Source organism: Jannaschia pagri (assembly GCF_019655435.1).
In the GTDB taxonomy this organism is placed as follows: Bacteria; Pseudomonadota; Alphaproteobacteria; order Rhodobacterales; family Rhodobacteraceae; genus Jannaschia; species Jannaschia pagri.
This window is the reverse complement of the sequence record NZ_BPFH01000004.1, coordinates 221697-241124: the sequence shown is the minus strand read 5'-3', so window position 1 is coordinate 241124 and position 19428 is coordinate 221697. Positions and strand designations below refer to the sequence as shown.

The 19428-nt window shown below is 63.5% G+C and carries 21 protein-coding genes and 1 tRNA gene; 8 read left to right on the top strand and 14 right to left on the bottom strand.

Features of this window, described 5'->3' with window-relative positions; all coding sequences use genetic code 11:
• Positions 1-23 precede the first annotated feature (23 nt).
• From K5R33_RS12160 to K5R33_RS12145, 4 genes are read left to right on the top strand one after another with little or no spacing between them, the layout of a single operon-like run.
• Complete coding sequence (locus K5R33_RS12160) at positions 24-236, top strand: YgaP family membrane protein (protein ID WP_220749311.1); 213 nt, start codon at positions 24-26, stop codon at positions 234-236.
• A gap of 1 nt (position 237) precedes the next feature.
• On the top strand, positions 238-666 hold the full coding sequence (locus tag K5R33_RS12155; RefSeq protein WP_220749310.1) for a YeeE/YedE family protein: 429 nt from the start codon (positions 238-240) through the stop codon (positions 664-666).
• A gap of 1 nt (position 667) precedes the next feature.
• A complete protein-coding gene (locus tag K5R33_RS12150) occupies positions 668-1102 on the top strand; it encodes a DUF6691 family protein (RefSeq protein ID WP_220749309.1) in 435 nt (144 codons plus the stop codon).
• Positions 1103-1115: 13 nt separating this feature from the next.
• Positions 1116-2006, top strand: a complete 891-nt coding sequence (locus K5R33_RS12145; RefSeq protein WP_220749308.1) for an MBL fold metallo-hydrolase — start codon at positions 1116-1118, stop codon at positions 2004-2006.
• A gap of 62 nt (positions 2007-2068) precedes the next feature.
• Here K5R33_RS12145 and K5R33_RS12140 read toward each other — a convergent pair.
• The 14 genes from K5R33_RS12140 to pyrH all read right to left on the bottom strand — a co-directional run bounded on the left by K5R33_RS12140 (position 2069) and on the right by pyrH (position 14515).
• Positions 2069-2145 (bottom strand) — tRNA-Arg (locus K5R33_RS12140).
• A gap of 41 nt (positions 2146-2186) precedes the next feature.
• Positions 2187-3335, bottom strand: coding sequence for a lipid-A-disaccharide synthase (gene lpxB, locus K5R33_RS12135; RefSeq protein ID WP_220749307.1), 1149 nt, complete (start codon positions 3333-3335; stop codon positions 2187-2189).
• Positions 3335-4240, bottom strand: a complete 906-nt coding sequence (locus K5R33_RS12130) for an LpxI family protein (RefSeq protein WP_220749306.1) — start codon at positions 4238-4240, stop codon at positions 3335-3337. The genes lpxB and K5R33_RS12130 overlap by 1 nt, the downstream gene beginning before the upstream one ends.
• The gene (lpxA, locus tag K5R33_RS12125) at positions 4237-5034 is read right to left on the bottom strand and encodes an acyl-ACP--UDP-N-acetylglucosamine O-acyltransferase (protein WP_255576366.1); all 798 of its coding nucleotides are present in this window, start codon (positions 5032-5034) and stop codon (positions 4237-4239) included. Before lpxA ends, K5R33_RS12130 begins: the two co-directional genes overlap by 4 nt.
• Positions 5031-5498 carry a 3-hydroxyacyl-ACP dehydratase FabZ gene (gene fabZ, locus K5R33_RS12120; protein ID WP_220749305.1) on the bottom strand — a complete coding sequence of 156 codons (468 nt, stop codon included), beginning with the start codon at positions 5496-5498 and terminating at the stop codon, positions 5031-5033. Before fabZ ends, lpxA begins: the two co-directional genes overlap by 4 nt.
• A gap of 68 nt (positions 5499-5566) precedes the next feature.
• Positions 5567-6190, bottom strand: coding sequence for an OmpH/Skp family outer membrane protein (locus tag K5R33_RS12115; RefSeq protein ID WP_220749304.1), 624 nt, complete (start codon positions 6188-6190; stop codon positions 5567-5569).
• A 2-nt stretch (positions 6191-6192) separates the two neighbouring features.
• A complete protein-coding gene (gene bamA / locus K5R33_RS12110) occupies positions 6193-8478 on the bottom strand; it encodes an outer membrane protein assembly factor BamA (protein WP_255588471.1) in 2286 nt (761 codons plus the stop codon).
• A gap of 264 nt (positions 8479-8742) precedes the next feature.
• Positions 8743-8868 (bottom strand): hypothetical protein, encoded by a 126-nt coding sequence (locus K5R33_RS19080; protein ID WP_255576364.1) that lies wholly within the window; start codon positions 8866-8868, stop codon positions 8743-8745.
• Between the two features lie 92 nt (positions 8869-8960).
• Positions 8961-10295, bottom strand: coding sequence for an RIP metalloprotease RseP (gene rseP, locus K5R33_RS12105; RefSeq protein WP_220749303.1), 1335 nt, complete (start codon positions 10293-10295; stop codon positions 8961-8963).
• Positions 10296-10302: 7 nt separating this feature from the next.
• Positions 10303-11472, bottom strand: a complete 1170-nt coding sequence (gene dxr / locus K5R33_RS12100) for a 1-deoxy-D-xylulose-5-phosphate reductoisomerase (RefSeq protein ID WP_220749302.1) — start codon at positions 11470-11472, stop codon at positions 10303-10305.
• On the bottom strand, positions 11469-12356 hold the full coding sequence (locus K5R33_RS12095; RefSeq protein ID WP_255576362.1) for a phosphatidate cytidylyltransferase: 888 nt from the start codon (positions 12354-12356) through the stop codon (positions 11469-11471). The genes dxr and K5R33_RS12095 overlap by 4 nt, the downstream gene beginning before the upstream one ends.
• On the bottom strand, positions 12353-13069 hold the full coding sequence (gene uppS / locus K5R33_RS12090; protein WP_220749301.1) for a polyprenyl diphosphate synthase: 717 nt from the start codon (positions 13067-13069) through the stop codon (positions 12353-12355). Before uppS ends, K5R33_RS12095 begins: the two co-directional genes overlap by 4 nt.
• A gap of 60 nt (positions 13070-13129) precedes the next feature.
• The gene (gene frr, locus K5R33_RS12085; protein ID WP_220749300.1) at positions 13130-13684 is read right to left on the bottom strand and encodes a ribosome recycling factor; all 555 of its coding nucleotides are present in this window, start codon (positions 13682-13684) and stop codon (positions 13130-13132) included.
• Between the two features lie 93 nt (positions 13685-13777).
• Positions 13778-14515: a UMP kinase gene (pyrH, locus tag K5R33_RS12080; protein ID WP_220749299.1), complete on the bottom strand. Its 738-nt coding sequence runs from the start codon at positions 14513-14515 to the stop codon at positions 13778-13780.
• 85 nt (positions 14516-14600) lie between these two features.
• Between pyrH and miaA the strand changes: the two genes are divergently transcribed.
• From miaA to K5R33_RS12060, 4 genes are all read left to right on the top strand, one after another.
• Positions 14601-15512 carry a tRNA (adenosine(37)-N6)-dimethylallyltransferase MiaA gene (miaA, locus tag K5R33_RS12075; RefSeq protein ID WP_220749298.1) on the top strand — a complete coding sequence of 304 codons (912 nt, stop codon included), beginning with the start codon at positions 14601-14603 and terminating at the stop codon, positions 15510-15512.
• A gap of 31 nt (positions 15513-15543) precedes the next feature.
• Positions 15544-16386 carry an AraC family transcriptional regulator gene (locus tag K5R33_RS12070; RefSeq protein ID WP_220749297.1) on the top strand — a complete coding sequence of 281 codons (843 nt, stop codon included), beginning with the start codon at positions 15544-15546 and terminating at the stop codon, positions 16384-16386.
• Between the two features lie 200 nt (positions 16387-16586).
• Positions 16587-18260, top strand: coding sequence for an ABC transporter substrate-binding protein (locus K5R33_RS12065; protein WP_220749296.1), 1674 nt, complete (start codon positions 16587-16589; stop codon positions 18258-18260).
• 108 nt (positions 18261-18368) lie between these two features.
• The gene (locus K5R33_RS12060; RefSeq protein WP_220749295.1) at positions 18369-19415 is read left to right on the top strand and encodes an ABC transporter permease; all 1047 of its coding nucleotides are present in this window, start codon (positions 18369-18371) and stop codon (positions 19413-19415) included.
• The last annotated feature ends 13 nt before the right edge of the window (positions 19416-19428 follow it).

Sequence of the window (19428 nt, the reverse complement as noted above, 5' to 3'; positions counted from 1 at the left end):
ACGAGACATAATGGAGGATACCCATGCGAAACGAAGGCACATTAGATCGCGGTCTGCGCGGGATCGGAGGCATCGCTCTGCTGGCCCTGGCACTGTTCTCGGACATTGCAGTGTTCAACACATTGGGCGGCTTTTGGGCGTCCATGGTGATTGGCGGCGTCCTGACCATCACAGCCATCACAGGGTTTTGCCCAGCCTACCGGATCCTTGGCCTGAAGACCTGCGCGGACTGCTAGGATGGAGACCGCGTTTACCCCGCTGGCCTCCCTCATGGGCGGGCTATTGATTGGAACGGCGGCTGTCCTGTTGATGGCCACGTTGGGCCGGGTCTTGGGGGCCACGGGGATCCTCGGGGGCTTGCTCTGGCCCCAGGATGCTGCGGACTGGGGTTGGCGCGCTGCCATGGTCGCGGGCATGGTCCTCGCGCCCATCCTTCTTGCGGGACTGGGACGCCCCGTCGCCGTAGAGGTCCCCGTGGGATCCGCGATGCTGATCGGTGGCGGCCTTCTGGTGGGTGTGGGCGCCGCGCTCGGGTCGGGCTGCACCTCTGGCCATGGCGTCTGCGGTCTGGCCCGGCTGTCGCCCAGATCCCTTGCCGCAACCGTAACCTTTATGGCCACCTGCGCCGCCACCGTCTTCGTGGCGCGCCATGTGGTGGGGGGCTAAGATGCGTCTGATTTCTGCGGCCTGTATTGGCCTGATCTTTGGCTTTGGCATTGCCCTCTCGGGCATGGCGAACCCGGCCAAGGTCCTGAATTTCTTCGACCTGTTTGGGACTTGGGACCCGTCGCTCGCCTTTGTGATGGGCGGTGCGTTGTTGGTGGCCGTTCCGGGCTATCGCTTTGTTTTCCGGCGGTCCGCTCCGCTGCAAGAACATGCTTTCCACGTCCCACAGACACGGCAGATTGACGCGCGCCTCTTGGCGGGGGCCGGTCTATTTGGTGCGGGGTGGGGCCTTGCTGGCTTTTGTCCGGGGGGCGCCCTGCCCGCCCTTGGTACGGGCCAAGTGGAGGTTTTTCTCTTTGTCGGGGCCGCAAGCGTCGGGATCTTGATCGTGCGCCTGTGGCCGCGCGCCACCCCTAAGCAACAGGCGTCAACATAAGGGAGACCAGCACATGCCGAACCCTGATTCACAGCCAATCAGCCTGGCTGCCCCGGTGGTCGAAGCCTTTTTCGACCCTGCGACCCATACCATCAGCTACATCGTCAAGGACCCGGCCTCCGACGCCTGCGCGCTGATCGATACGGTCATGGATCTGGATTACGCCGCCGGGCGCATCACCTCGGACAGTGCGGACCGATTGATCGAGCGGGTTCGGGACATCGGGCTACATGTGACCTGGATCCTGGAAACCCACGTCCATGCGGACCACCTGTCGGCGGCGCCCTACCTGCAAGAGCGGCTGGGCGGCAAGATCGGGATCGGTGCAGAGATCACGACCGTCCAGGAAACCTTCGGCAAGATTTTCAACGAAGGCACGGAGTTCCAACGGGACGGCAGCCAGTTTGATGCCCTTTTCCAGGATGGCGATCGCTTCAAGATCGGTGGGCTGACAGCCCGCGCCCTGCATACCCCCGGGCACACGCCCGCCTGTATGGCCTATGTCATTGGCGACGCGGCCTTCGTCGGTGATACCCTGTTCATGCCGGACGGCGGCAGCGCCCGGGCGGATTTTCCCGGTGGGGACGCGGGGCAGCTGTACGATTCCATCCAGAGGTTGCTTGCCCTGCCGGATGAGACACGGCTGTTCATGTGCCACGACTACGGTCCCAACGGTCGCGCCATTCAGTGGGAAACAACCGTCGCGCAGGAGAAATCCGACAACATACACGTGGGTGGTGGGACCACGCGGGAGGATTTCATCCGGTTCCGCAATGAGCGGGACGCCCAGCTTAAGGTGCCGAACCTGATCCTGCCATCGCTGCAGGTGAATATACGCGCGGGGAAAATCCCAAGGGATGAGGACGGGCGTCCGATGATGAAGGTGCCGGTCAACGGCCTGTGAGGCGACGCGGTGCAGACCGTTCGCACGGAACCAAACCAGCGCAATAGATAGCAATGAAGTGGTGGCGCACCCATGAGGATTCGAACCTCAGACCTCTGCCTTCGGAGGGCAGCGCTCTATCCAGCTGAGCTATGGGTGCCTATGGGATGCGGGATAGCCGGGAACCGTCGGCCCCGCAAGTCATTCTGTCCCCGTGCGCTCACCGATTGCAGCCAGAACCGAGCGCGCCGCCCTCAGGCCCGGCGCTTCGCCGCCGCGACCCAAGCGATCCATTGTGCGGTCCAAGGCCTCGACCTGGCGGGCCCGCTGTGATGGCACGAGCAACAGATCGTTAAAGGCGCGCCCGATGGCCTTTGGCCGACAGGCTTCGCCCAGGAATTCGGGCACGGCGCGCGTCTCACTGACTAGGTTCACGAGGGTCACCGTGTCGACCTTGAGCATCCGCGCGATGATCTGCCGTGAGAACCAATTCATATCGTAGGCGATGACCATCGGCACGCCATTGGCCGCCAACTCCAAACTCACCGTACCAGAGGCCGCGAGGGCCGCCGTCGCCGCCCCAAAGGCCGCGCGTTTCTCTGCCGGGTCCGTCACGACCAATGGGTGACCGGGCCACCCTCGAACGGCGTCGCGGACGGCAGCGGCGAGGTGGTCGACAGCGGGAACAACAACCCGCGCGTCCCGGGGCAGCTTGGCAAGGGCCTCGCCAAAGATCGGGGCAAGGCGTCCGACTTCGCCGCCCCGCGACCCCGGCAGCACCAGCGCCAGGGGACCGGTGATACCATGTTCTTCGCGAAACAGATCGGCCTCAGCGGGCGACGCCAGGGGCTTCGCCACGACCGGGTGGCCAACGAAATCGCAGGTCATGCCAGCCGCCTGCATGTAGGGTGGCTCAAATGGCAGCAGGGCCAGGACATGGTCCACCGTGCGTGCCATCCGGGCCGCACGCCCCTCGCGCCAGGCCCAGACCGACGGTGCGACGTAATGGATCACCGGAAGGCTTGGCCGCACGGTCTTGGCCCTGGCCGCAACGCGGAGGCAGAAATCAGGGCTATCGATGGTGACGAGGGCGTCCGGTACCGTGTCTGCGATGGCCTCGACCGTCTGATCGCGGCGCCGGAAGAGATGACGCAGGCGAGGCAGGACCTCGGCCAGCCCCATGACCGACAGGTCCGACATGGGAAACAGGCTATCCAACCCCTCGGCCTGCATCGCAGGACCACCCACACCCGCGAAGGTGACGCCGGGCTGCAGCTGTTTCATCCCCGCCATCAAGGCCGCGCCGAGTGCATCGCCCGAGGGCTCTCCGGCGATGAGGAACAGGCGCATCAGGCCCCGCGCGCCAGCAGAAATAGACCTCGCGCCGTGCATTGGGCTGCTACCTCTGCCGGGTCGAGGACGAGGACTCCGTCGGCGGCAATAGCAATACCTGACAAGCCTGCCTCGGCCACGCGCCGGACGGTTTCGGGGCCAATGGTCGGAAGGTCGATGCGGCGGTCCTGGTCCGGCTTTGGCGCCTTGTAGAACACTCCACCCTCTGGCCGCGCAAACGGGGGCAGCCCGGCTGGTGCCGCGCCACCGCTGAGCCAGTCAGCCGCGCCTCCGAACAGGTCACCGCCAAACAGACCTCCAGACGCCGCTTGGGGCGGGGGCGCGGGGCGGCGGGCCAAACTGCTCAGCATCCAGTCAGTCCCTGGCAGCGCCTCGACCGCCAAGACCTGACCCCCAGCCACGACGCATCCCTGCCCCACATCCAGCGGACCGAGGGCCGCCTGCACCGTCTCTGCCCGGGCGATATCAGCTAAATCGCGGTCGTTGGGTATGCCCACTTGGGGCGCCTGCAACAGCTCCGGCGCGATGTCCTGGGCACCGAGAACGGCGATGCCGGCCTCCTCGAAAAAGGCAATGACCGTGCGCAGGGCCGCGTCATCCCCTGCCTGCAAGGCCTGCATCATCCGAGGCACCAGGGGCATCGTCGCCGCATCCACCGCGCTTGGGTCGAGGGGCGGACGTGCAATTGCGCCCGCGAAACAGACCTCGGTGACACCCTCGTCCGACAGATCCGCGATCAAGCTGCCCAAGCGCTCAATCCGAAAGGCGCGGGACTGGCCGACCCCTTTGGGGGCGAAGCCCTCCAAATGGCAGGCGAACCACGACCGTCCGGACCGCCCAAGGGCATTTGCCAAGACAGCGGGCAAAGCGCCCTGCCCGGCGATCAAGGCCAAACGGCTCATTTCGGCACCAGGAAAGAGCGGTCGCTAGCCCCCGTGATAAAGGCGACCATGCGGCGGACGTAGTCGCTCTCGGTCTCCGTCCCGAGGCGCACGGCCCGTTCATGGAACGTCCCCTCGCCCTGTTTGAGGGTCAGCAACGCAATGCGCAGGGCTTGGATATCCGACCGTGCCACGCCCCTGCGCTTCAGACCCACGAGGTTCAGACCATCCAACTCAGCCCGTGGACCCGCCACAAGGCCGTATGGCACCACATCATTGGTCACCATGGAGAGCGCCCCGATGATCGCACCCTGGCCCACGCGCACCCATTGGTGGATGCCTGACAGGCCCCCAACGATCACATCATCTTGGATCTGGCAGTGACCCGCCGCAGCGGAATTGTTCACGATGATCACGCGGTCACCAATGATGCAGTCATGGGCCACGTGGCAGCCTGCCATAAACAGACCGTCATCGCCGACGACCGTCTCGCCGCCACCCTGGGTGGTGCCCGGGTTCATGGTCACATGTTCGCGGATCCGGTTGCGCGCACCGATCCGCAGCCGGGTGCGTTCGCCGCCGTACTTCAGGTCTTGGGGCACTTCACCGATGGATGCGAAGGGAAAAATCTGCGTCCCCTCGCCCACATCTGTCCAACCGGTCAGCACAACATGGGATTTGATTTCAACGCCCGCGCCCAGCGTGACCTCAGACCCGATGACCGAGAACGGCCCGACCGAGGCCCCCGGCCCGATCACCGCCCCCTCTTCGACAAGCGCCTGGGGATGGATCTGTGCAGACGGGTCGATGCTCACTTCGGCAGATCCATCATGGCCGTGAAATCGGCCTCCGCGGCCATCTCACCCTCGACCGTCGCCTCACCCCGGAAGCGCCAAACCTTGGCGCCTGGCTTGCCCCGGGTCACCGTCACGCGCAGTTCCAAGACATCGCCTGGGATGACCTTGCGGCGGAATTTGCAGCCGTCGATCCCCATGAAGTAGACAAGGAAGTCTTTGTCGGCGAGGTCGTTGCTCACCCCGACCATCACAGCCGCCGTCTGGGCCATGGCCTCGACGATGGTGACACCCGGCATGATCGGCGCACCCGGGAAATGCCCTTGGAAATGCGGCTCGTTGAAGGTGACGTTCTTGATGCCCGTGGCCGAGGTATTAGCGACGATGTCGCGAACGCGGTCCACCAACAGGAACGGATAGCGATGGGGGATGATCCGTTGGATCAGGTGGATATCGGCCTCGGCCTGGATCGCATCGCTTGGCATGGTGTCCCCTGTCGTCAGTTCCCATCGGGCTTAACGCGCCGGGCCCGAGGGGTGCAAGCCGTGGGGCGCTATTCGGTCGGCGGTGTCTGAGGTGCCGGGGCGTCCTGCGCGGGCCGCTGGGTCGGCGGCGTCGTTCCCAAGGTGCTACCACTGCCGAGGGCCTCATTGACCCGTTCCAGCGCCAGCGCTGTGATGTCCACCTGATCCGCAGAAGCAATCACAATGCGGCGGTCGAGAATGACGAGGGCCCCCGTCTCTCGCGCCAGGGCCACGAGAATCGGATTGGCGCGCTCAAAGAACACGGATTGGGCGCGGTCGGATTGCTGTTGGATGGCCCGGCTCTTGGCGTCTTGCGCGCGCCTGATGGCCACGACGCGGGCGTCGAAATCGGCGGCCAACACGCGGAAGGCATCCATGTCCAGGGACGCTCGCTGGCGCGTGAGCGATTGCTCCTCCGCCTCAAGCTCCGCCTCGATCCGACGGTTCTCGGCGGCCAGCTCTGTGCTGGCTGCCTCCAAATCATCGGCGACGCGCTGACCAAACAGACTTTGAGAGAAGAGCGCGTCGCGATCCAGGACCGCAACCGCCGTCTGCGCGATGCCCGGTGACAGGGGCGCCGCACCGCCGGTGCCCTGGGCCAAGGCCCCCGACCCCAGGCCCAGCACCAAGAGGGCTGCGCAGAGGCCGCGCACCCTCAGAACCGCGTTTCGATCGTCAGGTCGAAGTTCTGGACGCGGTCAAACTCCCGCTTGCGGATGGCTTGGCTGAAGTTGAAGCGCAGGGGCCCCAACTGTGTATCCCACAGAATACCGACCCCCACTGCGGAGTTCAGGAAGAATCCATCATCCACGGGGTCCGTCCCGTTCGGGCCGCCATTGGTGTCATCCAACCCCCAGACGGAGCCTACGTCCAAGAAGGCCGCGCCAGAGATGCCGTATTCATCGGGTAGGAACCCAAACGGAAACTGAGCCTCGACACGGGCCGCGACATAGCGATTGCCGCCGAGCGCGTCATCGCCGGCCACCCGGTCGCGCGGACCAATCCCCGCGGTCTCAAAGCCACGAATGATCGACGGGCGATTAAAGAACCGCGTCGCCTGGAGGGAGTTCGTTCCGTTGAGCGAGGTCACCAGACCACCCTCGAAGGCAGCGCGGAGGGTGACTTCATCATTGGCAACGGTGCGCTGTGCTTCGGCAGAAAACGACGTGCGAACGAACTCCGTATCCCCACCCAATCCGGCGAAGTCCTGCCCAAAGGACAGCCGAACGCCGCGCGTCGGATCCAGGCCGCCCCCGATGGTGTTGTAGCTCCACCGATAGCCGACCACAGACGTCACGTTGCTGCCTTCGTCACCGCGCAGGATCTGAGACAGGTTGGCCGGATCGCGCGCCGTCAGCTTGTCATCGGAGATCCCGTAGGACAGGCGTAGGCGGCTGTATTCACCCACCGGAAAGGCAATCCCAGCATCAAAGCCAATTGTCCGCGTATCGAAGGTCAGGCTGTCGTCCGAGGTTTCCTGATAGAAGGCACCGAAGGACAATGCGAGATCGCGGGCCAGGAATGCGGGTTCGATGAACCGCACCGATGACGATGTGTTCTCAGATCCGGTGTCGATGGTGAAATCGAGCGTTTGGCCCCGACCCAGGAAGTTGTTCTCCGAAAAACTGACCGCCACGCCCGGGCCCTGTTCCACGGAATAGTTGAGGCCGAAACCCAACGACCCTGTCGGCTGCTCTTCCACGTCAACGTCGACGATGATGGTGCCATCGCTCGCGCCTTCGCGGGCGCTGACGTCCGCTTGGGTGAAATAGCCGAGCGCCCGGATGCGTTCCGCTGCGGCGCGAATTTCACGGGGGTTGAATGGGTCGCCCTCCACCGTGTCAAATTGACGGCGGATCACCCGGTCCAGCGTGGTTTGGTTGCCCTCGATATCGATCCGCTCCACGAACAGACGCTCGCCCTTCTCCAATACGAAATCCACGTCCAGCGTCAGGTCACGGTCGTTCCGTGTCACGCGCGGCGTGGCGCGGATGAAGGTCAGCCCTTCGCGCGTTGCCAGGAGTTCCAGACGTTCAATCGTCCGCTCCATGGCCTGCGGGGAAAAGATGTCGCCTGGGCGAACCCGGATTTCAGACTGGTACAAATCGACGTCGATCTCAGCCAGATCAGACGACGCCGTAAGCTCTCCGAACCGGAACTGCTGGCCCTCTTGGATCTGGAAGGTGATGAAAAAGCTATCCCGCGAGGGGCTGAGTTCGGGCGTGGAGGACAAGACTTGGAAGTCGGCATAGCCGCGCGAAAGATAGAAATCGCGCAGCAACTGCTCATCAAACGCAATACGGTCGGCCACGAATGTATCGCTGCCAATCAACAGTCGGAAGATACCGGCTTGGCTGGTTTCCAGAACCCGGCGCAGACGGCGGTCAGAAAAGGCGCGGTTGCCCACAAAACTGATCCGTTCGACCTCCGACACGCGGCCCTCGGCAACCTCAAAGACCAGATCGACACGGTTGCCGCGACGCTCGATGATTTTGGGGGCGACGGTCGCGGACAGACGCCCGGACTGCGCATAGGCGTCCGTGATCGCTGCGGCATCCCGCTCCGCTTGGGCGGGCGAATACGTCCGGCGCGGCGTGCTGCCGATGACCGTGAACAGGTCGTCATCAGACAGCCGATCATTTCCCTCGATGTTGATGCGGTTGATGATGGGAAACTCATCTACGATCACGAGCAACTTGGACCCCTGGGGCACAAGCTCCACCCGTTGAAAAAGGCCCGAAGCTTGGAGCCGCTGGTACCCATCGCTGAGCGCACCGGCGGAAATCGCCTGGCCCCGCGCAACGCCCAGCGTTTGCAGGATGGTCGCCTCTTCAATGCGGGTGTTGCCCTGGATTTCGAAGGACGAGAACCGGAAGGTTTGCGCTTGGACGGCGGCCGTCAGCAGGATCATAGCCAGCAAAGACAGCGCGGCAGTGCGCATGCCATTCAATACACGAGGAAATACCCCCCGACCGGTCCATAAAAAGACCCTGCCGCGATCGTCCATGTCATCCGCCCCACCAACGTTTCTTACGGCAGATGCCTAACGAAGGGGTGACCGGTTGTCAAAGCGGAGGGGGACTGAACACCCGTTGGATACGAGGCGCCCCATGACCGGCAAAAAGCCGCCGGTTGAGGCTAAGATCGGTCCCTGATGTCGGACGTCAGGGACCTGGACTGGTGCCCCGGTCCGCCAAGCCAAAGATCAGATCGACTGGATCCAACCGGCCAAAATCACGGCGCCCAGGATCGCGATCACCGCTAGAATGCGGTCAATGTTCAAGCCCATGAAAATGGACAGGCCCCGATATCCGTTTCTCACATGGTTCATGGCGACACCCGTAGCTAACCCTAGCGTCCCGTGTGCCCCGACTTTGGGGCAGCAATGGGGCAAGCCCGGGGCGAAAGTGGCGCGATGGCGCGTCAGGGACAGACCAAATCGTTAAACAATGCGAAGAGCATCAGCGCGCCCATGAGCGCCACACCGAACGTCATCAGCAGGCGCACGGCGCTGTCCGAGGGCGGCTTCCCCGCCACGGCTTCGTAGGCGTGAAAGACCAGGTGTCCGCCATCTAGGACAGGAATCGGGAACAGGTTCAGCATCCCAACGGCCGTCGACAGGACGGCAATGAACCAGATAAACTGATCAATGCCCTGACTGGCGGTGGCACCCGAGACCTCGGCGATTCCAATCGGCCCAGACAGGTTACAGGTGCTGATCTGGCCAGTCACGATATGGCCCAGGGCCGATAGGGAGGAGCGGACGATGAAGATTGTCTGCTCAACGCCATAGGTAATGGCTGCCAGCGGGCCTGCCCGCTCGCTCACAGGATCGAAGAACATCGCCCCGGTGATTCCCAGCAGCCAGCGGGTCTCAAACCCACCATCCGGCAAAGGTAAATCCATCCGACGTGGCTCGATGGTGAACACAAGCTCTTCGCCGTTGCGCCAAACATCCAGCGCCAGGGTCGCGCCCTCTGCGGCAGCAACACGATCTTGCAGCGCCCGGAAGGAATGGATTGGCTCCCCATCCACAGCCACGATGACATCGTTCGGTCGGATCCCAATGTCCCAAGCGGCGGAGCGGGGCTGCACAACCTCAACACGGGCGGGCATCGGCAAAGCAGCCTCAAGTGTGATGGTCTGCCCCTCACGCTCGACTTCGTAAGCGATGGTTGGTGTTTGCGGCAAATCAACGGTGGCAGCGGTCAGATCCGCCAGTGTCTCGATGGGGGTTCCGGCCACAGACAGAACGCGGTCCCCTTCCTCCAGCGTCACCACATCCGCGGGTAGCGTCTTCACCGGCCCGATCACCGGTGCCTCCACCGCGCGACCGCTGATCATCACGAAGGCACCGAAGACCAAAATGGACAGGATGAAATTGAACAGGGGACCCGCTGCCACAGTGGCGGATCGGCGCCAGATCGCGGCGCCGTTCATGGTTTGACGCCGCTCTTCTTCGGTCATCTGGGCGATGGACCCATCGTCCCCGACCGAGGCCGCATTGGCATCCCCGCGAAACTTCACGTAGCCGCCCAGGGGCAGCGCCGCCAATTGCCACTGGGTCCCGTGTTTGTCCGTTCGTTTGAACAGCACGGGGCCGAACCCGATGGAGAAGACATCCGCTTTGATCCCGCACCAGCGGCCCACGATGTAATGGCCATATTCGTGGATCGCGACGATCACCGACAAGGCGATAACGAAGGCCAGAAGTGTCCAGATCAGACCGCCGAACTGCGGGATAAGCGTGCCAAGCATGGGTATCTCAGTCTCCTACGCAGACAGGACCACGGGTCAGGTCGCGGGCTTCGCGGTCAATTTGGAGGACCATATCGAGCGTGATGGTGTCAGCATCAAGGCATCCGCGGCCTTCGAGCGCATCAAGAGTGCGTGCAACCTGCGGCGCCATATCGGTAAAGGCGATCTGTCGATCCATGAACAGGTCGAGCGCGGCCTCTTTGGCGGCATTGAAAACCGCCCCCCGCAGGCCACCGCCCGCCATGACCGCACGCGCAATGTCCAGCGCCGGATAGCGCGCAGGATCGGGCGCCGCGAAATCGAGGCGTGCCACCTGGGCCAAGTTGAGCCGCTCCACAGGCAGGTCCCGTCGATCGGGCCAATGCAGCGCATAGCCAATGGCATGGCGCATGTCCGGCGCGCCAAGATGGGCCATCAAAGCGCCATCTCGAAACTGGACCAGCGCATGGACCAGGCTCTGCGGGTGGACCACGGTGTCGATGCCGCCCGGGGGCATACCGAAGTATTCCTTGGTCTCGATGAGCTCCATCGCCTTATTGAACATGGAGGCGCTGTCGATGGTGATGCGCTGGCCCATGTCCCAGTTGGGGTGGGTGCCCGCATCCTCGGGCGTAGCCTGGGCCAGACGCTCCAACGGCCAATCGCGCAAGCCGCCCCCAGAGGCCGTGATAACGATCTGTTCGACGGCGGCCATGTCTTCCCCGGCGAGGGCCTGGAAAACGGCGGAGTGCTCGCTGTCCACAGGCAAGACCCGTGCGCCGTGGCGGGCGGCCTCAGCCATCAAAAGGGGCCCGGCACAGACCAGCGACTCCTTATTGGCCAGGGCAAGGGTGCCCCCGTGGCGCAATGCCCGCAGACCGGGCTGGAGGCCCGCCGCGCCGACGATTGCGGACATGCACCAATCCGTAGGCCGATCCGCCGCCTCAATCACGGCCCCTGCCCCGGCTGCCGCCTCGACGCCCGACCCTGCCAAAGCCTCGCGCAATTGTCCCAATCGATCCCCGTCGGCGGTGACGGCAATATCCGCCCCCAAGCGGATCGCATCCGCCGCCAAGCGATCAATGTTGCTGGCCCCGGTCAGCGCGACAACATCATAATCCTCCGGCGCCCGCGCGATCAGGTCGAGCGTGTTCTGCCCGATGCTGCCCGTGGCCCCAAAAACTGAAATCCGCTTCATCCGACACCTGGGACGGGGGGAAACTCCGACAGGGACTCGATCACCAGCAGCATCAGGGCAGCCCCGAGCATCGCGTCAAATCGGTCAAAAAGGCCCCCATGGCCGGGCAGCAGGTTTGAGCTGTCCTTGACGCCCATCTTCCGCTTCACGGCACTTTCGGCGATGTCGCCCATTTGGGCCATCATAGCCAGGGCGACAGAAATCCCGACCGTCTCCCACCCGGCATCCTGCCAGACGACCCAGATCCAGCCGACCAGACCGGCGCCAATCCAACCTGCGACGGTCCCGGACCAGGTCTTTTTCGGGCTCAGACGCGGCCAGAACTTCGGCCCACCCAGCATCCGACCGGCGAAATATCCTGCCACGTCGGAGGTGACCACGACCGCGATCAGCCAGAGCATCCACGCCACGCCGAATTGGGTCAAATGCTCCGTCAGAGACAGGCCCGCCAGGGCAATCGCGGTGGAAAAGCCGACGATCAGGCGGCGGCGCTTGCGGATAAACGCAATGGCCGTCATCGGCACCATCATAAGGATGGGCAAGCCGAACCCTACGGGCACGACCGTCGCCGCGAAGACCGCCGTGCCGCCGACGACCGCCAAGAGCACGGTGCGCTTCGGCCCTGCCTTGGCCATGGTGGCCAACTCCCACAACATCACACCAACGCAGATTGAAATGAGGGCCGTAAAGACGAGCCCGCCAATCATCACCGCAGCGCCACCCACGGCGAGCAGCACAAAGGCCGTAATTAAGCGCGGGGCCAAGTCTTTGAAGCGCCCGGCCACGGCGGGGTCCAGCGGCTCGGCGATTTCAAAATCGAAAAGCGGCGGCTCTTCTTCCGGGCGCTCGACGTCGCCTTCGGTGTCGGGGCGTGGGTCGCTCACGTTTTCACACCGCCAAAACGGCGTTCCCGACCGCCAAAGCGTGAGAGGACCTCCTCAAACGTCGCGCGCGTGAAATCCGGCCAGAGCGTATCCACGAATTCATATTCCGCGTAGGCCGATTGCCAGAGGAGGAAGTTCGAAATCCGGGCCTCGCCCGAGGTTCGAATAACCAGATCTGGGTCGGGCAGCACATGTGTATCCAGGTATCGCGGCAGCGTTTCGTCGGTGATGCTCGCGGGGTCCAGCTTGCCGTCCGCAACATCCTGGGCTAGCCGTTTGGTGGCCCGGGCGACTTCGTCCCGGCCACCGTAATTCAGGGCAATCGTCAGATTGCAGCGGGTGTTATGGGCGGTGAGCGCCTCGATCCAGTTCATCAGCTTCTGAAGCTTGGCATCCAACCGCAAGCGGTCGCCAATGAACCGGACACGGGTGCCTTGTTCCAACAGCGTCTGCGCCTCGCTTTCGATGTAGCGGCGAAACAGGCTCATGAGGCCCGCGACTTCGGTCTGAGTCCGTTTCCAGTTTTCCGTGGAGAACGCGAAAACCGTGACATATTCGACGTTGTTGTCTGGACAGGCTTCGATGATTTCACGGACCCGCCGGGCGCCCGCGCGGTGCCCCAAAAGGCGCGGACGGCCACGCATTTGCGCCCAGCGGCCGTTGCCGTCCATGATAATCGCCACGTGACGCGGACCCGTTTGGGGGATGCTCATCGCTCGCTTCTCTCGCTCTTCGCGGGGACCGGCGCGCGCGTGCGCGGCGGAGCAGGCCGATCAGACCTGCATGATCTCCGCCTGTTTGACCTCCAAGGCCTCATCAACGCGTTTGATGGTGCGGTCGGTCATTTCCTGGACCTCCTGCTCCCACATCTTGCGCTCGTCCTCGGGCAGGTCGCCCTTCTTGATCTGGTCCATCCCATCCCGGCGCACGTTGCGAATGCCCACACGGGCGTTCTCGGCATACTGCCCGGCAACCTTGCCAAGCTCGCGCCGACGCTCCTCGTTCAACTCCGGGATTGGGAGCATGATGATCGTCCCATTCAGCTGCGGGTTGATGCCCAGCCCGCTTTCCCGAATGGCCTTTTCGACTTTGCCGACGAGCGACTTGTCCCAAACGTTCACCGTGACCATCCGTGGCTCGGGCACGTTCACGGTGCCGACCTGATTGATCGGCGTGGGCGACCCGTAGGCATCGACCATCACGGGCTCTAGCATGGAGGCAGAGGCCCGGCCCGTCCGCAGGCTGCCGAACTCCGTCCGCAGGTTGGCGATGGCGCCATCCATGCGGCGCTCCAGATCGTCGGTGTCCAGCTCGAACTCATCGGCCATCTCGTCACTCCCCGTGGCTTTCGGGGTGCTATAGCCCGCCCGTTGCGGCGAGGGAAGCGGCCAGATGTGATGAAACCGTGCAGGTTTTGCGCATCAGGAGGTGACGCGGGTCGATGTCCCCTCGCCCGCCAAGATGGAACGGAAGCCCCCCGGCGCATCCAGCGAGAACACGATAATCGGCAGATTGTTTTCCCGCGCCAGGGCAATGGCGGAGGCGTCCATGACCTTCAGGTGTTTCGAGAGCACCTCATCATAGGTGATCGCATCGTAGCGGACGGCATCCGCATTGGTCACGGGGTCCTTGTCATAGACACCGTCCACTTTGGTGCCCTTAAAGATCGCTTGGCACGACATTTCCGACGCGCGCAGGGTCGCCGCAGTGTCGGTGGTGAAATAGGGATTGCCCGTCCCGGCGGCGAAGATCACCACGCGCTTCTTTTCTAGGTGCCGGACCGCGCGGCGGCGGATATAGGGTTCGCAGACTTGGTCCATGGGAATGGCGCTGATGACGCGGGTGTGCAGGCCGAGGCTTTCCAAGGCGCCCTGCATGGCCAGCGCATTCATGACCGTCGCAAGCATCCCCATGTAGTCCGCGGTCGTCCGCTCCATCCCTTGGGCGGAGCCTTGGAGCCCGCGGAAGATGTTGCCGCCGCCGATCACCATACAGACCTCGACGCCCATGGCATGGACGGACTGAACTTCGCGCGCGATGCGCTCAACCGTTGGTGGATGCAGTCCAAACCCCTGATCTCCCATCAGCGCCTCACCGCTGATTTTGAGCATCACGCGACTATGGATCGGAGACGCCTCGGATGTTGGTTGATCCTGCATAGCTGTCCCCTTGCTGTTGCCGAGGCGTGTGTCGCAGATTAGGGGACGAACGGCAACGGTTGATCCGACCCTGCGCGAAACGTGAATGTCGCGGCGTAAAACATTGTTTGATATAGCTTCCATTCCTGATGATCAGCCCGTCTTGATCGCGGGGCCGACCGCCAGCGGAAAATCCGCCCTGGCCCTGGCGATTGCGCGCCGGGGCGGGGGCCAGATCGTGAATGCTGACGCGCTTCAGGTCTTTGCGGACTGGCAGGTTCTCACGGCGCGGCCGCCCGTCGAAGAGACGTCTCAGGCGCCCCACGCGCTCTATGGGCACGTCGACTGGGCGCGGAATTACTCCGTGGGCGACTGGCTGCGCGAGGTTGCGGGGCTGCCGAAAGACCTCAGGCCCATCATCGTGGGCGGAACGGGCCTCTACTTTCGCGCGCTGACCGAGGGGTTGGCCGAGATACCGCCGACCCCGCCGGAGGTTCGCCGTGAGGCAACGGATCGGCTGGAACGAGATGGTTTGGCCGCGCTCGTGGATGAACTCGACGCGGAGGTCCGCGACACCATTGATACGGCCAACCACATGCGCGTCTTGCGCGCTTGGGAGGTGGCGCGCGCAACCGGGCGGTCCATCCGCCGCTGGCAAGCGGAGACGCCGCCGCCGTTGTTTCCCTTGGCCGCGTGTTGTCCCATCGTGCTAGACGCGCCGAAGGCGTGGCTCTCCCCACGGATAGAACGCAGGTTTGACCTGATGTTGTCCCAAGGCGCGTTGGATGAGGCTGAGGCCGTCTTGCCGAAGTGGGATCCCACCCGAAATGCGGCTCAGGCCATCGGCGCCCCAGAGTTGATCGCCCATTTGCGGGGGGAGATCTCGCTCGACACCGCGCGGGATCGCGCCATCGTGGCCACACAGCAATATGCCAAACGTCAGCGCACCTGGTTTCGGGCGCGCATGAAAGACTGGCATCCTATCGCTGCGGAGGACCTGGCAAAGGCGGACCTTTGACAGCTTGGGTTTGGTCGCCAATGCTTGGACCATGTCGCGAATCCGCCTCTTTGAAGCCCGGAGCCTGAGCGAAGCCGACCGCCTCCGCGGGTTACGGTTGGAGCCGATTACGCCCTTGGCGCGGAACGGACGGTGGCGGCGCGAAACGCCCCACGTGGAGGCGCTACCGGTCCTGATCTGGATCGCTCGGGGTCAGGGCCGCGTTCTCGTGAACGCGCGCACGCGCGGGTTTGGGCCCGCGACATGTCTCGTCATCCCGCCACACACGCCCTTCGCGCTGGAACCCACGGCGATGACCGAGGGCACGCTGCTGCGGCTGCCTGATCTGTTCGAGGCGCCCCTGCCCGCCGACCATAGGCTTTTGAAGCTACCCGATGTGGGCGCCCAAGCGGAACTTGTTGGTCTGTTGGACAGATTGGCCCGGGCTGGTGATATCAGCGAGCGGGCGAACGGTCGGGCGGCGTTGGGGCGGTTGATCTTGGTCTCTGCACTAGTCGAACGGCTCTGCACGGCGCAGCCCGAGGCGGCCCTGCCCCAACCCGCGCGCCTGGCCGCGCGCTTTGCCGCCGCCGTGGAGGCGCACTTGGGAACGGGCGCGAACCTGGAAGCCATCGGGCAGGAATTGGACGTCACGCCGACCCATCTAACGCGGACGTTGCGGGCGACCTGCGGCATGACAGCGATGCAATACCAGCAAGCCCGTCTGATGAACGAGGCCCGTCGCCGCCTGGCCGATACGGACGACAGCGCCGCAAGTATCTCGCAAGACTTGGGATTCGGGTCTGCGGCCTATTTCACGCGCGCTTTCGGGAAATTGACGGGCCAAACGCCATCGGCCTTCCGGAAGATGGAGCGGCGCGCCGTTCCCGCCTAGCGCGCTTGCCCTAGGGTCAGTTGAAAAAAGTGACGAAAACGACAGATAAATGTCGGAACTGGGCCGATTCGCCTCAGTCAACGCGTTGACCCTTGGCTGATAACACTCAAGGTTCTGGGCACCTTCGCGCGCCTCACGCGCGAGAGCCTGTCAAAGCCGAACCCAATCGGCGCATGTCTGACACAGGGAGAAGAGACATAATGACCAAACACGACACGAGCCTGACCAACGGGGTTCACGCTGGCGCGCTGATGTATGCCGAAGAGCATAAAGCCGGCTTGATGGACCGCCGTGAGTTTCTGAGCCGTGCCACCGCGCTGGGCGTCACCACCGCCGCAGCCTACGCCCTGATCGGTGCGGAGCCTGCGCAAGCAGCAGGCCACGCGCAACAGGGCGGCACGTTGCGGTACCAAATGGAGGTACGGGCCTCCAAGGATCCGCGCACCTTCGATTGGACGCAGATGGCCACCGTCACGGCTGGTTGGCTGGAATACCTTGTCGAGTACAACTCCGACGGATCGTTCAACCCCATGCTGCTGGAGAGCTGGGAAACCAACGACGATGCTTCGGTCTACACGCTGAACGTGCGGAAAGGCGTGAAGTGGAACAACGGTGACGACTTCACCGCCGAGCATGTGGCCTTCAACTTTACCCGTTGGGCCGATGGCACGGCCGAGGGCAACTCCATGGCGGCCCGCGTTGCGTCCCTGGTTGACCCGGACACGAACCAAGCCGCCGAGGGCGCCATCGAGGTGGTCGACAGCCACACCGTCCGCCTGAACCTGCTGAACCCCGACATTACGCTCATCCCGGGCATCTCGGATTACCCCTCTGCGGTGATCCACCCGGACCAGGATCCCAACAACACCATCGGGCAACAGATCGGGACCGGTCCCTATCTCTGCACCGAACACGAGGTCGGCATCAAAGCCGTGCTCGAGCGGAACACCGACCACGAGTGGTGGGGCTATGCCGAAGGCAAGGGCGCTTACCTGGATCGGATCGAGTTCCTCGACTACGGCACCGATCCGTCGGCGTTCGTTGCGGCCTTCGCGGCGGACGAGATCGACTTGGTTTGGGAATCGGTGGGCGAATACGTCACGCTGTTCGACGACCTGGGTCTTGTGCGGGCCGAGATCCCCTCGGGCTTCACCATCGTCGTGCGTCCAAACCAACTGGCCGAAGACGCCAATGGGGTGAAGCCGTTCGAGGACAAGCGCGTCCGCCAGGCCATCGCCATGGCCGTAGACAACAACGTTTGTCTGGAACTCGGCATGGCCGGGTTTGGCGTTGTCGCCGACAATTGCCACGTCGGCCCGATGCACCCCGAACATGACGCCAGCGTCGCCCGCCTGCCCTACGACCCGGCCCGCGCCAAAGAGCTGCTGGAAGAAGCGGGCATGGCTGATTACGAGTTCGAACTGCACTCCATCGACGACGATTGGCGCCGCAACACGACGGATGCGGTTGCGGCCCAGCTGCGCGATGCGGGCTTCAACATCAAGCGGACGATCCTGCCCGGCTCCACCTTCTGGAACGACTGGACGAAGTACGCCTTCTCCTCGACGAACTGGAACCACCGGCCCCTGGGCACGCAGGTCCTCGGCCTGGCCTATAAGTCCGGCGTGGCCTGGAACGAGTTCGGCTGGTCCAACCCAGAGTTCGACGCGCTACTGGCCGAAGCGAACGCCATCGCCGACGCCGATGCCCGCCGCGAAGTCATGGCCAAAATCCAGGCCATCGTGATCGAGGAAGGTGTCACCATCCAGCCCTATTGGCGGAGCGCGATCCGCCACCACCGCGAAGGTCTCGTAGGTGTGGAGCGTCACGTGGCGGACCTGCCGCAGCTTTATAAGATGGGTATCCAAGCCTAACGCATTGATACCGAGGCCGCGCCCAACCCGGGCGCGGCCCTTTTTTCGGCCCCATCAAGAGAGCCCGCGATGGCCAGAGGGACCGAGTATTTCTGACTGGGGAAAAACATGGCTCTCTTCATCCTGCGTCGGCTGGGGGTGATGGTTCTGACGGCCCTGTGCCTGACGTTCATCGTCTTCGCGCTGACGAACCTGGAACCGAACCTCGAAAAACTTGCCAAGAACCAAGCCAACTCCCGCATGACGGATGAGCAGGTGATCTCTTGGCTCGACGCGCGCGGCTACAACGACCCGATGCTGGTCAAATATGGGCGGTGGCTGGGCGTCGTTCCCCATTTCACGCGCGAAGAGGGCGGCGAGGTCGTCTTTTCCCGCTGCGCAAACCCGGGCACGTCGCTGGAAGACGCAGGCAGCTACTGCGGCATCCTCCAAGGCTCCTGGGGCTGGTCGACAGTGTTCCAGAACGATGTCCTGGAGATCCTCGCCGTGCGAGGCAATGCGACGGCCTGGTTGATGCTGTTCGTGATGATGGTCATGGTTCCCGGCGCGCTGGTCTTAGGCGTTTTGGCTGGGATGCGGGAGGGGTCGAAACTGGACCGCTCCTTGTCCACGATCTCCATCGGCACAACAGCCACGCCGGAATATGTCTCTGGCGTGCTATTCATCGCGGTCTTCGCCTCTGCCACCTTCGGGCCAAACTGGTTCAAGGGCACCGCGACCTCGGCCATCGACGACATCACCTTTGCCAACTTCACCCTGCCCGTCCTAACCATCGCGCTCTACGGCATGGGATACATCGCGCGAATGACCCGCGCCTCCATGACCGAAGTCATGACCGCCCAATACATCCGTACCGCCAGGCTCAAGGGCGTCAGCTTTCCGCAGATCGTGCTGAAACACGCCCTCAGGAACGCTTTGATCGCGCCTTTCACGGTCATCATGTTGCAATTCCCTTGGCTGCTCAACGGCGTCGTGATCGTCGAAACCTTGTTCAACTACAAAGGCTTCGGCTGGACGCTGGTGCAAGCGGCAGGCAACAACGACATCGACCTGCTGCTGGGCGTCTCCATCATTTCCGTCGTGGTCGTTTTGGTCACGCAGCTGATTTCAGACATCGGCTACGTGTTCCTGAACCCCCGCATCCGCATCGCCTGAGGAGGACAAGATC

What these genes read in the sequence shown, in the direction of transcription:
- K5R33_RS12160 (WP_220749311.1), top strand. Translation starts at nt 24, where the DNA reads ATGCGAAACGAAGGCACATTAGATCGCGGTCTGCGCGGGATCGGAGGC.
- K5R33_RS12155 (WP_220749310.1), top strand. Translation starts at nt 238, where the DNA reads ATGGAGACCGCGTTTACCCCGCTGGCCTCCCTCATGGGCGGGCTATTG.
- K5R33_RS12150 (WP_220749309.1), top strand. Translation starts at nt 668, where the DNA reads ATGCGTCTGATTTCTGCGGCCTGTATTGGCCTGATCTTTGGCTTTGGC.
- K5R33_RS12145 (WP_220749308.1), top strand. Translation starts at nt 1,116, where the DNA reads ATGCCGAACCCTGATTCACAGCCAATCAGCCTGGCTGCCCCGGTGGTC.
- lpxB (WP_220749307.1), bottom strand. Translation starts at nt 3,335, where the DNA reads ATGCGCCTGTTCCTCATCGCCGGAGAGCCCTCGGGCGATGCACTCGGC.
- K5R33_RS12130 (WP_220749306.1), bottom strand. Translation starts at nt 4,240, where the DNA reads ATGAGCCGTTTGGCCTTGATCGCCGGGCAGGGCGCTTTGCCCGCTGTC.
- fabZ (WP_220749305.1), bottom strand. Translation starts at nt 5,498, where the DNA reads ATGCCAAGCGATGCGATCCAGGCCGAGGCCGATATCCACCTGATCCAA.
- bamA (WP_255588471.1), bottom strand. Translation starts at nt 8,478, where the DNA reads ATGCGCACTGCCGCGCTGTCTTTGCTGGCTATGATCCTGCTGACGGCC.
- K5R33_RS19080 (WP_255576364.1), bottom strand. Translation starts at nt 8,868, where the DNA reads ATGAACCATGTGAGAAACGGATATCGGGGCCTGTCCATTTTCATGGGC.
- rseP (WP_220749303.1), bottom strand. Translation starts at nt 10,295, where the DNA reads ATGCTTGGCACGCTTATCCCGCAGTTCGGCGGTCTGATCTGGACACTT.
- dxr (WP_220749302.1), bottom strand. Translation starts at nt 11,472, where the DNA reads ATGAAGCGGATTTCAGTTTTTGGGGCCACGGGCAGCATCGGGCAGAAC.
- uppS (WP_220749301.1), bottom strand. Translation starts at nt 13,069, where the DNA reads ATGAGCATCCCCCAAACGGGTCCGCGTCACGTGGCGATTATCATGGAC.
- frr (WP_220749300.1), bottom strand. Translation starts at nt 13,684, where the DNA reads ATGGCCGATGAGTTCGAGCTGGACACCGACGATCTGGAGCGCCGCATG.
- pyrH (WP_220749299.1), bottom strand. Translation starts at nt 14,515, where the DNA reads ATGCAGGATCAACCAACATCCGAGGCGTCTCCGATCCATAGTCGCGTG.
- miaA (WP_220749298.1), top strand. Translation starts at nt 14,601, where the DNA reads ATGTCGCGGCGTAAAACATTGTTTGATATAGCTTCCATTCCTGATGAT.
- K5R33_RS12070 (WP_220749297.1), top strand. Translation starts at nt 15,544, where the DNA reads ATGTCGCGAATCCGCCTCTTTGAAGCCCGGAGCCTGAGCGAAGCCGAC.
- K5R33_RS12065 (WP_220749296.1), top strand. Translation starts at nt 16,587, where the DNA reads ATGACCAAACACGACACGAGCCTGACCAACGGGGTTCACGCTGGCGCG.
- K5R33_RS12060 (WP_220749295.1), top strand. Translation starts at nt 18,369, where the DNA reads ATGGCTCTCTTCATCCTGCGTCGGCTGGGGGTGATGGTTCTGACGGCC.